Source organism: Bacillus sp. V2I10 (assembly GCF_030817055.1).
Lineage (GTDB): Bacteria > Bacillota > Bacilli > Bacillales > Bacillaceae > Bacillus_P.
Window position 1 is genome coordinate 3,650,398 of sequence record NZ_JAUSYV010000001.1, and the last position, 13,706, is coordinate 3,664,103.

The following is a 13,706-nucleotide window of genomic DNA, read 5'->3' on the forward strand; positions in this document are numbered from 1 at the left end:
CTTAAAAGCCTCTCTGGACTTTCGTTAAAAGGTGATTATGCAGCTGTGTTTTCTTTCATGTTCTGATCCCTTTCAGCCTCTTTTCGTCCAGGAAGGACAAGGTTCAAAAGGATGCCGATGATGGCTGAAAGCGCCATGCCATGCAGCTCAAATTGTTCACTTACTTTTATTAAAGCACCGCCGATGCCGATAACCAGAATGACGGATGATATCACAAGATTTCGCTTATTTCCAAAATCAATTTTGCTGTCTGAAAGCATTCTGAGGCCTGATGAAGCGATGATTCCAAAAAGCAGAATGGATACACCGCCCATGACCGGCGTCGGAATGGAGCTGATCAGAGCTGAAATTTTACCGATAAATCCGAACACGATCGCCATCACAGCAGCTCCGGCAATAATATATACGCTGTATACTCTCGTTATGGCCAATACACCGATATTCTCACCGTATGTCGTGTTTGGAGGCCCGCCTATTAATGATGCAATCATCGTCGCAGTTCCATCTCCTAAGATTGAGCGGTGAAGGCCGGGCTTTTCTATATAGTCACGGCCGACAACTTTTCCAAGTACAAGCTGATGTCCGATATGTTCTGACAGTGTGACGATTGCGACCGGCACCATCAGCAGGATGATTTCATATGAGAAGCCAGGTGTATAGGTGATAAAAGGAATGATAAAGTCCGGTTTTTCAAATACACTGGCCTCTGCGACTTTGCTGAAATCTACAAGTCCGATTGCAAGGGCATAAACATAGCCTCCAATGATTCCGACAAGCACCGGGATAAGACTGATAAATCCTTTAAATACAACAGAGCAGATGATCGTAATGGCAAGTGTTACAAGCGCTACCGAGAAGTAAGTCAGATTATATTCTCCATCCGGATTATTCATCGCCATCCCAACTGCGACGTTTGCAAGGCTCAGACCAATTACGATGATGACTGGTCCGACAACAATCGGCGGCAAGAGCTTCATAATCCACTTATATCCGACCATTTTTATCAGTAAAGCGACAATTCCGTAAACAACTCCGGCAAGAAAGCTGCCGACCATTGCTCCCTCAGGACCTGCCGCAGCCTTTGCTGCGATGATCGGAGCAATAAACGCGAAGGATGATCCCAGGTAAGCTGGCACCTGACCTTTTGTAATTAAAAGGAAGGCAATTGTTCCAAGTCCGCTTGAAATCAGCGCTACTGACGGGTCAAGACCCACAAGGAAAGGCACCAGGATGGTCGCGCCGAACATTGCGAACAAATGCTGAAAGCTGAGTGTAATCCATGAAAGCGGCTTTGGAATCTCATTTACATCTAGATGTATGTCATTCTCTTGATTCTTTTTCATTTTCATTCCTCCGCTTCTTTTCGTTTTGAGAAATAAAAAACCTCTTTGCATAAGGAGCAAAGAGGCAGAATAATCCCGCCTGAATCAATCACAGGCGTGTGATTTTCTTTCCCTTTTGCAGCCTCTCTGGACTTCATTAAAAGGTTTTTATTCTTTTTCGTAAATGGTTACTTGATCTGTTTCGTCCACTTCAAGCAGTTCAACAACAATCTTTTCTGAGCTTGAAGTCGGAATGTTTTTCCCAACATAATCTGCCCTGATCGGCAGTTCACGGTGACCGCGGTCTACAAGAACTCCAAGCTGAATTTGCGATGGTCTGCCAATATCGATTAAGGCATCAAGTCCCGCTCTTACTGTTCTTCCCGTGTATAAAACGTCGTCTACAAGGATGACGGTTTTGTTTGTAATATCTGCCGGAATGTCAGATCCTTTTACAAGAGGCTCCTGATCGTCCGTTTTTTTTGAAAGATCGTCACGGTAGAGCGTGATATCAAGTTCTCCTACTTCAACCGGCTTTCCTTCAATCTGTTCGATGCGTTCAGCTAACCTTTTTGCAATGTGAATGCCCCTTGTCTTAATGCCGACAAGAATCACTGAATCGATTCCTTTATTCCGCTCGATAATTTCATGTGCAATTCGAGTTAAAGCTCTTCTTATGGACTGCTGATCTAAAACGATCGCTTTTTGCGGCATGTTTCTCACCTCTCCTTAAGAACCTTAAAAAGAAAAATCCCTCTCGCCGATTTGGCAAGAGGGATTTGGATGCATAGCTTAAAATACGCAGAAATAGCGTATAAGATCCGTTTCCTTCTCAGCCTCACGGGACTGTATTAAAGGTTCATTTTTAAACTATTGTCATTATGTCAGAATAACATGAATGTGTCAACGGTTATTTTTAAGTTCCGAAAGAACTTCTTCAAATTCTGCGGGCAGAGGTGCTTTAAACTCAAGGTATTCTCCTGTGCTCGGATGCTTAAACCCAAGAACGCCTGCATGAAGCGCCTGACCGTTTATTTTCATTGTTTTCTTAGGTCCGTACTTTGGATCTCCTACAATCGGGAAACCAATATATTTCATGTGAACACGAATTTGATGCGTTCTGCCCGTTTCAAGCTGACATTCGATTAAAGTATATCCTTCAAAGCGGTCAAGAACATGAAAATGAGTAACAGCATCTTTACTGTGCTCATTAGTTACTGTCATGCTTTGGCGGTCCTGTTTGTCACGGCCGATCGGTGCATCAACTGTTCCTTTGTCATGCTGGATGACACCGTGAACAATTGCCTGATATCGTCTAGTAACTGATTTTTCAACCAGCTGATTGACTAATGACTCATGAGCTTTATCATTCTTGGCAACCATTAAAAGTCCAGAGGTATCCTTATCAATTCTATGAACGATTCCCGGTCTCATGACTCCATTAATACCTGACAGGTCTTTACAGTGTGCCATCAGACCATTAACAAGTGTTCCTGACAGATGGCCAGGTGCAGGATGGACGACCATTCCTTTTAGCTTGTTAACAACGAGGACATCCCCATCCTCGTAATAGATATCAAGGTTCATCTCCTCTGGCATCACATCAAGCGGTTCAGGGTCTGGAATGAGAAGTGTAACCGTATCGCCGGGCTGTACCTTATAATTGCTTCTCGATTCAGCATCGTTTACTTTTACATGGCCTTCTTTAATCCATATTTGAACTTGGCTTCTTGACCAATCCGAATTCTCTGCCACAAGCAGTTTATCTAATCGTTCAAATTTATTGCTGTCATCAATCTTAATCTCTATGCTGTTCATTCACTTTCTCCTTCTCTTGTTTCCCTTCAAAAAGCATGACAATAAATAACAAAACAACTCCTACACAAAGGGCCGAATCTGCTATGTTAAAGATAGGAAATGGGTATGTTCCTATGTAGGTTTGTACAAAATCCACCACTTCCTGATGAATAACACGATCTATGAAATTGCCAATGGCTCCGCCAAGCATAAGTCCGAGCGCCATTCCCATTAAACGCTGGTCTTTTGCATATTTCTGAATATAAATCACGAGTCCAATTACGACGATAACGGTAATGACATAAAAAAACCACATCTGACCCTGCAGAATTCCCCAGGCAGCACCCTGGTTCCGATGTGATGTAATATACAGTACGTTTTCAATAACAGGTATTCTTTCTCCGATTTCCAATTCATTGACAATCAGCCATTTTGTCAGCTGATCAAGCGCAATAATAACAAGGGCGATGATATAGTAAAGCACAAGCTTTCCCCAACTTTCCTATAATGTACCTTTGAATTGTATCACAGGCAAAAAAGAAGAGTAAAGCTTGTATCTCATGAAAGCAGTGTTTTAATGATATTCTCCCACTTCATAGTGGGATTGGTGATTGAGATAGAGATGAGGCAGAGATTTTCTTTCATAAAGTTCCTGAAAAGCAAAATCATGAATGGTTCTCGCAGTGGGGATAATGGCTAACTTATCAAGTGCAATTGGAGTTCCTGTTTCTTCACAAATGCCGAACGTGCCGTTTTCAATTTTCTGCAGAGCTCTTTCAACATCATTTAATTCTTCTTTCACATGAATCATAATTGTTTTTTCTTTAAATGGATAAAATAGATTTTGTTCATTCATATCCACCTCAAACAAGCAATGATCAAACAGCCTTGATTTCAATTCCTGCTGCATAATTTGAAGCTCATACCAAATGGCGTCTATACTCATAGCGGACAACTCCTTGTGTACTTGCTTTGTACTCATAGTCTATCCGTTCTCCCTGCCGCTCACGCTTTTAAGAATTTTCCTGTAATGACAAAGAAAAGCGGAACCGACTGTTTAGCTCCGACAGGCAGATAAGGATCCGACAGAAAAGGCGCAAAGAAATGCGGAATCGCCTGGTTAACTCCGACAGACAGATACAAAAACGGATCCGCTCCAATTGTTATTTGCGAAAACAAGGATTTTATTATCCACTTTTTCATTTTTTCTATCCGTTTTCATGATTTATCTTGCTGAATATTGAATTTTTCTAGCCAATTGATTTTTTCATCTAGCTGAGTCTCTGCAATGTTAGCTGCTTTTCTGTATATAAAGCCAATTATAGAATTTTTTATCCCAATAATAGCTTTATTAGCCGATATTCATTCAACGTTTGATCCCCATACTAAATAATCTTTTCTAAGCCAATAAGTCTTTACTTAAAGCAGCCCTGCCACAACGCACTAAATATAAAAAAACCGCTGATCAATGAAGTCAGCGGTTCCCAATAATTTAAGCAGTTGTATAGTTTTCATCAACAATTGCTGCACAGCGGCCGCAAAGAGTTTTATGATTTTCATTGCTGCCAACATCCGTTGTGACAACCCAGCATCTTTCACATGTTTCGCCTTCAGCAGGCTTCACAGCAATTTTCACATGATCGAATACATGAGCCTCTTCCGGTGCTGCGTCATAGTCACCTGCAAGCTTAAAGCCTGATACGATAAACAGCTGCTTGAGGTTTTCTTCAACTGAATCAAGCAATTGCTTCGTTTCAGCATCAACATAAAGTTCAATGCTTGCTGTTAATGACTTGCCGATTACTTTTTCGTTTCTTGCCACTTCAAGTGCCTTCAGTACATCATCACGAAGTTCCATGAAAGCATCCCATTTTTCTTCTAATGCATCTGCATTTTCAAGGGTCTTCACTTCCGGCATATCAACAAGCTGAACACTTTCTTCTGTTACAGAATTAATATGTGTCCAAACTTCGTCGGCAGTGTGAGGAAGGATTGGTGTTACTAACTTCACTAAAGAAAGAAGCGTTTCGTGCAAAACAGTTTGAATAGCACGGCGCTCTTTATTATCTGGTGCTTCAATGTACAGAACATCTTTTGCGAAATCAAGATAAAATGAGCTAAGTTCAATCGTACAGAAGTTATGAACCGCATGGAAAATCGCTGCAAACTCATATTCTTCATAGGATTTTTTCACTTTATCTGTTAGTTTATTCAGCTTTACAAGCATATAACGATCTACATCACGCAGCTCCTCATATGACAAGGCGTCTTTTGCCGGATTAAAATCTGCAAGGTTTCCAAGCAGGAAACGGAATGTGTTGCGGATTTTTCTGTATACTTCAGCAACTTGCTTTAAGATATTATCAGAAACTCTTACGTCTGCCTGGAAATCAACAGATGCTACCCATAGACGAAGGATGTCTCCACCAAGCTGGTTCATGACTTTTGAAGGCAGTACGACGTTTCCTAAAGATTTACTCATTTTGCGTCCTTCACCGTCAAGAGCAAATCCATGGCTCAGCACTCCTTTGTATGGAGCTTTACCAGTTACAGCAACTGCTGTTGATAAGGAAGAGTTAAACCACCCGCGGTATTGATCAGATCCTTCTAAATAAAGATCTGCCGAACGCTGCAGGTCATCTCTTTCTAATAAGACAGCCTGATGGGATGAACCTGAATCAAACCATACATCCATAATGTCCTGTTCTTTTGTGAACAATCCATTTGGGCTTCCTTCATGTTTAAATCCTTCAGGAAGCAGATCTTTTGTTTCACGTTCAAACCAAACATTGGAACCATGTTCACGGAACAAGCCTGAAACATGATTGATCGTTTCATCTGTAATGATTGGTTCTCCATTCTCAGCATAGAAAACCGGAATTGGAACTCCCCACGCACGCTGTCTTGAAATACACCAGTCTCCGCGGTCGCGGACCATATTGAATAATCTTGTTTCTCCCCATGCTGGAACCCATTTTGTTTCTTTAACAGCAGTTAATAGCTCTTCACGGAAGTCTTTAATAGATGCAAACCACTGAGCCGTTGCTCTAAAGATTGTTGGTTTTTTTGTTCTCCAGTCATGAGGATAAGAATGCGTAATAAACGATAATTTCAGTAAAGCGCCTGCTTCATCAAGCTTTTCTGTAATTGGTTTATTTGCTGCATCATAAAACATACCTTCAAAGCCTGGTGCTTCATTCGTCATATGGCCTTTTTCATCAACTGGGCAAAGAACGCCAAGTCCATATTTTTGACCGACAATAAAGTCATCTTCCCCATGTCCAGGAGCAGTGTGTACACAACCCGTACCAGCCTCTGTTGTGACATGCTCTCCAAGAACAACAAGCGATTCGCGGTCATAAAAAGGATGTTTCGCAACCACTTTTTCAAGCTGAGCGCCTTTAAGTGTTTTTGAAACAGTGTAAGTTTCCCACTCAAGTTCTTTCGCAACAGTCTCCAAAAGAGCAGATGCCACGATGAGAGAATCGTCTTTTACAGATACAACACTGTATTCAAGCTCAGGATGTACGGCAATACCAAGATTTGCAGGAATCGTCCAAGGAGTTGTCGTCCAAATAACGATTTTTTCTCCGCCGTTTAATACGTCATTTCCTTCAGTAACAGTAAATGCAACATAAATGGAAGCAGATCGCTTATCATAATATTCGATTTCTGCTTCTGCTAAAGCAGATTCACTTGAAGGAGACCAATAAACAGGTTTAAGACCTTTATAGATATAGCCTTTTTTCGCCATTTCACCGAATACTTTGATTTGCTGTGCTTCATATTCAGGGTTTAATGTCACATATGGATTTTCCCAGTCTCCCCTAACTCCCAGTCGCTTGAACTGTTCACGCTGGTTATTGATTTGCTCCCATGCATACTCAGCACAAAGCTTGCGGAATTCAGCAACACTTAATTCTTTTCGGTTTACTTTTTTGTTTTTAGTTAAAGCTGTTTCAATCGGAAGACCGTGTGTATCCCAGCCCGGCACATATGGTGCGTTATAGCCCGTCATTGATTTATAGCGGACAATAAAATCTTTCAGCACTTTGTTTAAAGCATGCCCCATATGAATATCCCCATTTGCATATGGAGGTCCATCATGCAGAATAAACATTGGACGATCTTTCGTACGCTCCTGCACTTTTTGATAAATGTTCATTTCTTCCCATTTTTCCTGCATTTGAGGTTCGCGGTTCGGCAAGTTCCCGCGCATTGGAAATTCAGTTTTTGGCATTAACAGTGTATCTTTATACTCCATGGGTATTCCTCCAAACAATTTTTAAGTAGGCTTTTAGAAAACAGCCATTAAATAAGAAAACACAAAAAACCTTCTCATCCCATAAGGGACGAGAAGGTTTTCTCGCGGTACCACCCTTTTAGATAAACGACAGCCTGTTTATCCTCTCGACATTCGTAACGTGAATAACGCGTCTTTGCTTACTTTCTATTTGTTTCAGCAAAAAACTCAAGGGTGATCTTCACTCATTCTCCTTTGCCGGGCTTCCACCAGATCCGGCTCGCTTAAAAAGGTTAAAAAGAGCTACTCTCCCTCTCATCGTTTCAATTTTTTATTTTATAATAATTGTAGTAGTGATCGTATTATATGTGAAACTATGTACGCAAGTCAAGATTACACTTTAGATTCTTCGCGTTCTTCGTAAAGAGCTTCTACTTCATACTCTAATAAATGATCCCAGTCGTCATTTTTAAGAAGATCAAGCTGTGCTTCAATCAGCATTTGGAACCTAGTGCGGAAAACCTTAGACTGCTTTTTGAGTTCTTCAATCTCAACTGCAATTTTTCTTGATTTAGACAGTGATTCATTAATGATGCGGTCTGCGTTCTTTTCTGCTTCTTTTACAATTAATTTCGCTTCTTTTTGAGCGTGGCGGCGAACCTCTTCAGCTGCTTCCTGAGCAACTAGAATCGATTTGTTAAGAGTTTCTTCAATGTTTGCAAAATGACCAAGCTTCTCAGTCAATTCGCCGACTTTTGATTCAAGTTCTTTGCGTTCGCGAATCGCCATTTCATAATCTTTTATCACTTGATCAAGGAATTCGTTCACTTCATCTTCATCATAGCCGCGGAAGCCTTTGTTGAATTCTTTGTTATGAATATCTAACGGTGTTAAGGGCACTTCTGCCACCTCCATTATGTATTGAATGAAACGTTTCTTTTAAAATAGTATAATTCATTATTAGACAGAAAGGTCAAAATTCCTGCTAAATCCCTGAAATTATTTTTGTTTTCCAATAGTCAGCTTCCATTTATCCTTCTTTGTTCTGCCGTCAATCGACAAAAGCTTGGATCTCCCAAAACCTCTGACAGAAAAGGTGTCTCCCTCGCGGCATTCAAAGGAAGTCTGCTCGGTGACTTTCCAGTTTACTTTTACATGTCCATTCTGAATGAGCATGCCGATTTTTTGTCTGGAAACATTATAAATAGAAGCTGCAACAGCATCTAATCTTAATGAGCTGACAGTTGCAGACAGCTCTTGAATTTCTTCATGATGCGGAATTCGCAGGCTCCAGTCAAGCTTCCGAAGGGAAACCTTTGCTCTGCCGATTTCGGTTACATTCATTAAAATAAAATCCTCAACCTCTTTTGCTGCCACAAGCTGAATCCGCTCACCGAAGAACAAAAGATCTCCAAATTTAGACCGTTTTAATCCAAGAGACATAAGTGATCCTAAAATATGGCGATGCTCAAGAGAGATAAATTTAACTGGATATTGAATTTCAATCAATGATAACTGAAAATCATCCAAGGAAGGTGTAAAGTAATCAGGGTAAAGAAGAGCACGCTTTCTCTCCATGTCATCACCTGAAAACATGACATTTATTTCCCCGTTTGAACCGACAACAGCCTGAACCATTTCCTGCTCTCTCGGATCAAGAAAGTCAGTCAGTTTAGGACTGTAAAAATTCAGAACATTTTCTTTCCACTCCATCACCTGATCAATGAAATGACGCTCTTCCTGTCTAAAATGCTGATAAACATGGTTCACTTCATACAGCTCCAACCATTCTAAAATGAAAACAGTGCCGATAAACGGCACTTGTAAGACAATCTTATCCAATCATGCTGAAAATTGAATTCAGCCCATATCCCGCAAATCTTAGGGCAAGAAGCGCCACAATCGGGGAAATATCAATCATTCCAAGCGGCGGAATGAATCTGCGGAATGGTTCCAGATAAGGTTCGACAATCTTAGCTAAAAATTGGCCAAAACCGCTTTCTCTTGCATTTGGAAACCAGGAAAGCAGAATGTAAATAATAATCGCGTACGAATAAATCTGCAATAATGTAAATAATACATCAGCTACTATACCCATCTAGATTTACCACCTCTGATCTTCTTCAGTTACAATTTCAGATATAGATCCTGCGACATCCACATTATCAGGAGTGCAAAGAAAAATATTTGCTCCTATTTTTTGAATGTCTCCTCCTATAGCGTACACAGTTCCGCTTAAAAAGTCTACAATCCGTTTTGCCTGATCATGCTGAATACGCTGGAGATTCACTACAACCGCTCTCCGGTTTTTTAGCTGATCGGCTACATCCTGAGCTTCAGCATAAACTCGAGGCTCGCATAAAACCACTTTAGATGATTTTTGAACACTTTGCAAACTTACAACATTCTGTTTAGTCTGCGGTTTTGCGGCAAACGGCTGCTCATCTTCAAAGTCATCTTCCTGATAACGGTCTTGTTCAACGTATTCATACTCTTCATCATCCAAGGCAAAAAAGCTTTTAAACTTATTTTTAATACTCAACTTCTGACACCTCCGATTTCTTATCCTACCAGGGCAGAGCCTATACGTATGAAGGTTGCGCCTTCTTCAATCGCAATCTCGAAATCATTCGACATGCCCATTGAAAGCTCTTTGCACGGGGCATAAGGCAAGTTAAGCGCTCTTACTTCTTCGCTTAACCCCCTTAATCTGGAGAATGATTGCCTTAAAACAGTTGTATCGTCTGTATGAGGAGCCATTGTCATTAATCCTGCTACGTTTATGTATGGAAAGCTGCCGAGTTCATTAACAAATGGCAAAACCTCATTTGGAGCCATACCATGCTTAGATTCTTCGCCTGATGTATTTACCTGGATAAAGCAATCTATTTTATTATCGGCACGTTTGCTGATTTCTTTTGCCAGTGAAATTCTGTCAAGGGAATGAATATAATCTGCTTTCCCGATGATATCCTTCACTTTTCTGGTCTGCAGTGTTCCGATAAAGTGCCATTTTGCCTCTGATCCAATTGCTGTATATTTTTCGCTGAGCCCTTCATTCCTGTTTTCTCCCAGATGACTTATGCCAGCACTTAACGCTTCTTTTGCACGATCTATATCTACATATTTTGTAACTGCAATGATTTGAATTTCATTAGGATTTCGTCCTATTTTTGAACATGTATTTTCAATTCGGGCATTAATTTCATTTAAGTTGTATGCTACACTCATAGCTGCTCGTGCCTCCTCGTTAAACCGATAAAACTGAACATTCTCCCAGTCGATCCTGAGTCTCTGCGATGGGAAAAAAACATGGATGATTCACAGCTTGTACATAAAGAACTCGTCAAAATCCGGTCCTCTTTCACACCTGCATGAATCAGCAATTGTTTGTTCAGCTGTTTTAGATCTAGAGAATACTGACCCTCAGATACTTTGTGATATGGCGGTGCAACAGTATTCCGAATAACTTGATTGACTTTTTCAATAACGTAATCGTCAACTACATAGCAGCAGGGTCCGATTGATGGACCAATTATTGCATAAATGGAGGCAACGTCAGCTTCTTCGTCCTTTATCCATGTTTGGATCATTTTCCCGCCTATGTCTTTGACAGTGCCTTTCCATCCGGCATGTGCTGTTCCAATCAGCTTTTTTTCATGTTCATAAAAATACAATGGAACACAGTCTGCATAGCAAAGAGCAAGCATCAAATTCTCTTCTTGTGTATAAAGGCCATCCGTTGCACCGATTGCTGATTCATAATCAAGTATTCCTTTGCCTTTATCTGACTGACTCACTTTATAAATGCTGCTGTCATGGACCTGATCTGCACAAATCCAGTTTTCTAGAGGTGATTTCAGCTCATCTGCTAATCGTCTTCGATTTAAAACAACATTTTCTGGTTTGTCCTTTACATGCAGGCCAAGATTCAGCGAGTGGAAATCTCCACAGCTTATCCCGCCGTTTTTTGTTGTAAAACCGACAACAAGCTCTTCATTTAATTTTTCCCAGACCGGGCTTTTCAAATAGGTTTCATGCTGCAGTTGAAACGGCTGCTGAGTCATAAATGTTCATTCCTTTTGTTTACAGATTGCTGCATGTTTCGTTATACACGACTATATTTTACCACATCTTTCCCATTCCGACAGAAAGATTGTTAAATTAATTCATTATTTTGGTCTATCTCCCTATTTACACGCACTAAAATAACATCTTCTCCAATTTTCACGATATTTCTCCAGGGAACAACCAGTTCTTCATCTTTTCCAAAAAAACCTAACACTTTACCAGTTCCGCTAATAATCACAGCCTGAATTTTGCCCGTTGTCACATTTATATCGAAATCTGATACAATCCCAAGCTTCTTGCCATCTGAAACATTGACAACATCTTTCGTCTGAAATTCAGAGATATTCATCACCGCAACCGCCCCCTGTTCTTACTTTAACTATATGATGTTACTTCATAAATCTATTCAAGCTTTTTATCCTATTCCTTCGATACAAGTTTTTCATAAAGAATATTATGATATAATTCAGTGCATCAAAATGAAAATTATCGTTCAAAGCGGAGGATTTCAAGTGACAAAACAAGCTTTTTTTCAAATGAATTCCATTTTTATAAGTATTTTAATAGAAGCAATGCCTTTTGTACTTTTGGGAGTATTTATTTCTGGCATCATACAAATTTTCATTACAGAGCAGATGGTTTCTAAATTCATCCCTAAAAACCGTTTTCTTTCTGTTCTTTACGGGACATTTATTGGCGCATTATTCCCTGCATGTGAATGCGGGATTATCCCAATTGTCAGAAGGCTTATTTTAAAAGGAGTTCCCTTGCATATGGGAATCGCGTTTATGCTGACAGGGCCAGTTATTAATCCAATTGTCTTATTTTCAACCTATGTTGCATTCGGCAATAATTGGGACATCATGCTTTATCGCGGAGGTCTTGCAATCATTGTCTCCATTATAGTCGGCCTGATCATCTCATTTCAGTATAATAGTCAACAGCTTATAGAGAAAAAAACTTTGGACATTCATACTCATGATTTAAAAGGTGAACCTCATTTCTTTCATAAACTTTTGGGAGCCCTGCAGCATGCTGTCGATGAATTCTTCTCAGTGGGAAAATACTTAATTATTGGAGCTTTCATTGCGGCTGCGATGCAAACATTTATTAAGACTTCTACCCTGCTTGCGATAGGACAAAATGAATTATCTTCGTCAGCAGTCATGATGGGCCTTGCATTTATCTTATCTCTGTGTTCAGAAGCGGATGCTTTTATTGCATCTTCATTTACAAGCACTTTTTCAACAGGTTCCATTGTTGCCTTCTTAGTATTCGGCCCCATGATCGATATAAAAAATACGCTTATGATGCTTGATGCTTTCAAGAAAAAATTTGTTTTTACATTGATAGCCTATATCACAGTTTTAGTGCTGATTGGCTCACTGCTTATCTAAAGGAGGATCTATCACATTGTTCCGAATCTTGCTGTTAATGGCATTTACTTATTTCTTTTTTCACCTTCATGCTTCTGGAAATATTACAAAGTATATCAACATGAAGTATGCTTACTTGTCTTATAGTGCGATTTTTATTTTTGCCCTGCTAACTGCCATTCAGGCCTATACGTATTTTAAAACCCCTGAAGATGGCGATTGTGAAACAAACTGCTGCCATCATGATCACCATCACGATAAACCGTCCAGTTTAGGCAGATTTTTACTCAGCTGCGTTTTTATATATCCGTTAATTGCAGGTTTCTTTTTTCCGATTGCCAAATTGGATTCTACTATTGTTAAAGCAAAAGGCTTTACCTTTCAAAACATTGAAAATTCCGGTGAATTTTCACGTAATCAATATTTAATGCCGGATACAAGTGTTTATTATGGGAAAGAGGGACATTATGACTTAATGCATGAGGAACTGAAAAAATATTCTAAACAGGCTTCGATTCAATTAAATGATGTTAATTATTTAAAGACCCTTGAGACGATTTATCAGTTTCCGGGCGAGTTTACAGATAAAACCATTCAGTTTGATGGATTTGCTTTTAAGGGAGAATCCATTAATAAAAATCAGATTTTTGTTTTGCGCTTCGGTATTATACACTGTATCGCAGATTCTGGGGTTTACGGAATGCTTGTAGAACTTCCTGAAGAGGTCAAATTAAAAGATGATGAATGGGTTCAAGTAAAAGGTACGTTATCAACTATTTATTATCAGCCTTTCAAGTCTGAAATACCTTATTTAAAGGCTGAATCATGGAAAAAAATCAATGAGCCGAAAGATCCTTATGTCTACAGAGGATACTAATGTAAAAAGGACTGTTCAGA

General features: G+C 39.8%; 16 protein-coding genes and 1 other annotated feature. Of the genes, 2 read left to right on the forward strand and 14 right to left on the reverse strand.

Annotated elements, in window-relative coordinates; genetic code table 11:
• Positions 1-35: 35 nt before the first annotated feature.
• The 14 genes from QFZ72_RS18430 to QFZ72_RS18495 all read right to left on the reverse strand — a co-directional run bounded on the left by QFZ72_RS18430 (position 36) and on the right by QFZ72_RS18495 (position 11,785).
• The gene (locus QFZ72_RS18430; RefSeq protein WP_307436134.1) at positions 36-1,343 is read right to left on the reverse strand and encodes a solute carrier family 23 protein; all 1,308 of its coding nucleotides are present in this window, start codon (positions 1,341-1,343) and stop codon (positions 36-38) included.
• Between the two features lie 147 nt (positions 1,344-1,490).
• Entirely contained in the window at positions 1,491-2,036 is a 546-nt protein-coding gene (pyrR, locus tag QFZ72_RS18435) for a bifunctional pyr operon transcriptional regulator/uracil phosphoribosyltransferase PyrR (protein ID WP_307436137.1), read from the reverse strand.
• A gap of 189 nt (positions 2,037-2,225) precedes the next feature.
• Positions 2,226-3,140 carry an RluA family pseudouridine synthase gene (locus QFZ72_RS18440; RefSeq protein WP_307436140.1) on the reverse strand — a complete coding sequence of 305 codons (915 nt, stop codon included), beginning with the start codon at positions 3,138-3,140 and terminating at the stop codon, positions 2,226-2,228.
• A complete protein-coding gene (gene lspA / locus QFZ72_RS18445) occupies positions 3,121-3,603 on the reverse strand; it encodes a signal peptidase II (protein ID WP_307436142.1) in 483 nt (160 codons plus the stop codon). The genes QFZ72_RS18440 and lspA overlap by 20 nt, the downstream gene beginning before the upstream one ends.
• Before the next feature lie 90 nt (positions 3,604-3,693).
• Positions 3,694-4,065: a TraR/DksA family transcriptional regulator gene (locus tag QFZ72_RS18450; RefSeq protein ID WP_307436145.1), complete on the reverse strand. Its 372-nt coding sequence runs from the start codon at positions 4,063-4,065 to the stop codon at positions 3,694-3,696.
• A 59-nt stretch (positions 4,066-4,124) separates the two neighbouring features.
• Positions 4,125-4,322: a hypothetical protein gene (locus tag QFZ72_RS18455; protein WP_307436148.1), complete on the reverse strand. Its 198-nt coding sequence runs from the start codon at positions 4,320-4,322 to the stop codon at positions 4,125-4,127.
• A 289-nt stretch (positions 4,323-4,611) separates the two neighbouring features.
• Positions 4,612-7,383, reverse strand: coding sequence for an isoleucine--tRNA ligase (gene ileS / locus QFZ72_RS18460; RefSeq protein ID WP_307436151.1), 2,772 nt, complete (start codon positions 7,381-7,383; stop codon positions 4,612-4,614).
• Between the two features lie 81 nt (positions 7,384-7,464).
• Positions 7,465-7,690, reverse strand: a binding site (T-box leader).
• Positions 7,691-7,755: 65 nt separating this feature from the next.
• Complete coding sequence (locus QFZ72_RS18465; protein ID WP_070879099.1) at positions 7,756-8,262, reverse strand: DivIVA domain-containing protein; 507 nt, start codon at positions 8,260-8,262, stop codon at positions 7,756-7,758.
• A gap of 99 nt (positions 8,263-8,361) precedes the next feature.
• Positions 8,362-9,132 carry a YlmH family RNA-binding protein gene (locus QFZ72_RS18470; RefSeq protein ID WP_373464706.1) on the reverse strand — a complete coding sequence of 257 codons (771 nt, stop codon included), beginning with the start codon at positions 9,130-9,132 and terminating at the stop codon, positions 8,362-8,364.
• Positions 9,133-9,196: 64 nt separating this feature from the next.
• The gene (locus QFZ72_RS18475) at positions 9,197-9,460 is read right to left on the reverse strand and encodes a YggT family protein (RefSeq protein WP_223442120.1); all 264 of its coding nucleotides are present in this window, start codon (positions 9,458-9,460) and stop codon (positions 9,197-9,199) included.
• A 6-nt stretch (positions 9,461-9,466) separates the two neighbouring features.
• Positions 9,467-9,904 (reverse strand): cell division protein SepF, encoded by a 438-nt coding sequence (locus tag QFZ72_RS18480; protein WP_307436156.1) that lies wholly within the window; start codon positions 9,902-9,904, stop codon positions 9,467-9,469.
• Positions 9,905-9,924: 20 nt separating this feature from the next.
• Positions 9,925-10,593: a YggS family pyridoxal phosphate-dependent enzyme gene (locus QFZ72_RS18485; RefSeq protein ID WP_307436158.1), complete on the reverse strand. Its 669-nt coding sequence runs from the start codon at positions 10,591-10,593 to the stop codon at positions 9,925-9,927.
• Positions 10,590-11,429, reverse strand: a complete 840-nt coding sequence (gene pgeF, locus QFZ72_RS18490) for a peptidoglycan editing factor PgeF (protein ID WP_307436161.1) — start codon at positions 11,427-11,429, stop codon at positions 10,590-10,592. Before pgeF ends, QFZ72_RS18485 begins: the two co-directional genes overlap by 4 nt.
• 92 nt (positions 11,430-11,521) lie before the next feature.
• Positions 11,522-11,785, reverse strand: a complete 264-nt coding sequence (locus QFZ72_RS18495) for a YlmC/YmxH family sporulation protein (RefSeq protein ID WP_133311249.1) — start codon at positions 11,783-11,785, stop codon at positions 11,522-11,524.
• A 127-nt stretch (positions 11,786-11,912) separates the two neighbouring features.
• Here QFZ72_RS18495 and QFZ72_RS18500 point away from each other — a divergent pair, with 127 nt between their 5' ends.
• Together QFZ72_RS18500 and QFZ72_RS18505 are read left to right on the forward strand one after the other, a co-directional pair.
• Positions 11,913-12,830 carry a permease gene (locus QFZ72_RS18500; protein ID WP_307436163.1) on the forward strand — a complete coding sequence of 306 codons (918 nt, stop codon included), beginning with the start codon at positions 11,913-11,915 and terminating at the stop codon, positions 12,828-12,830.
• Between the two features lie 16 nt (positions 12,831-12,846).
• On the forward strand, positions 12,847-13,686 hold the full coding sequence (locus tag QFZ72_RS18505; protein ID WP_307436166.1) for a TIGR03943 family putative permease subunit: 840 nt from the start codon (positions 12,847-12,849) through the stop codon (positions 13,684-13,686).
• The last annotated feature ends 20 nt before the right edge of the window (positions 13,687-13,706 follow it).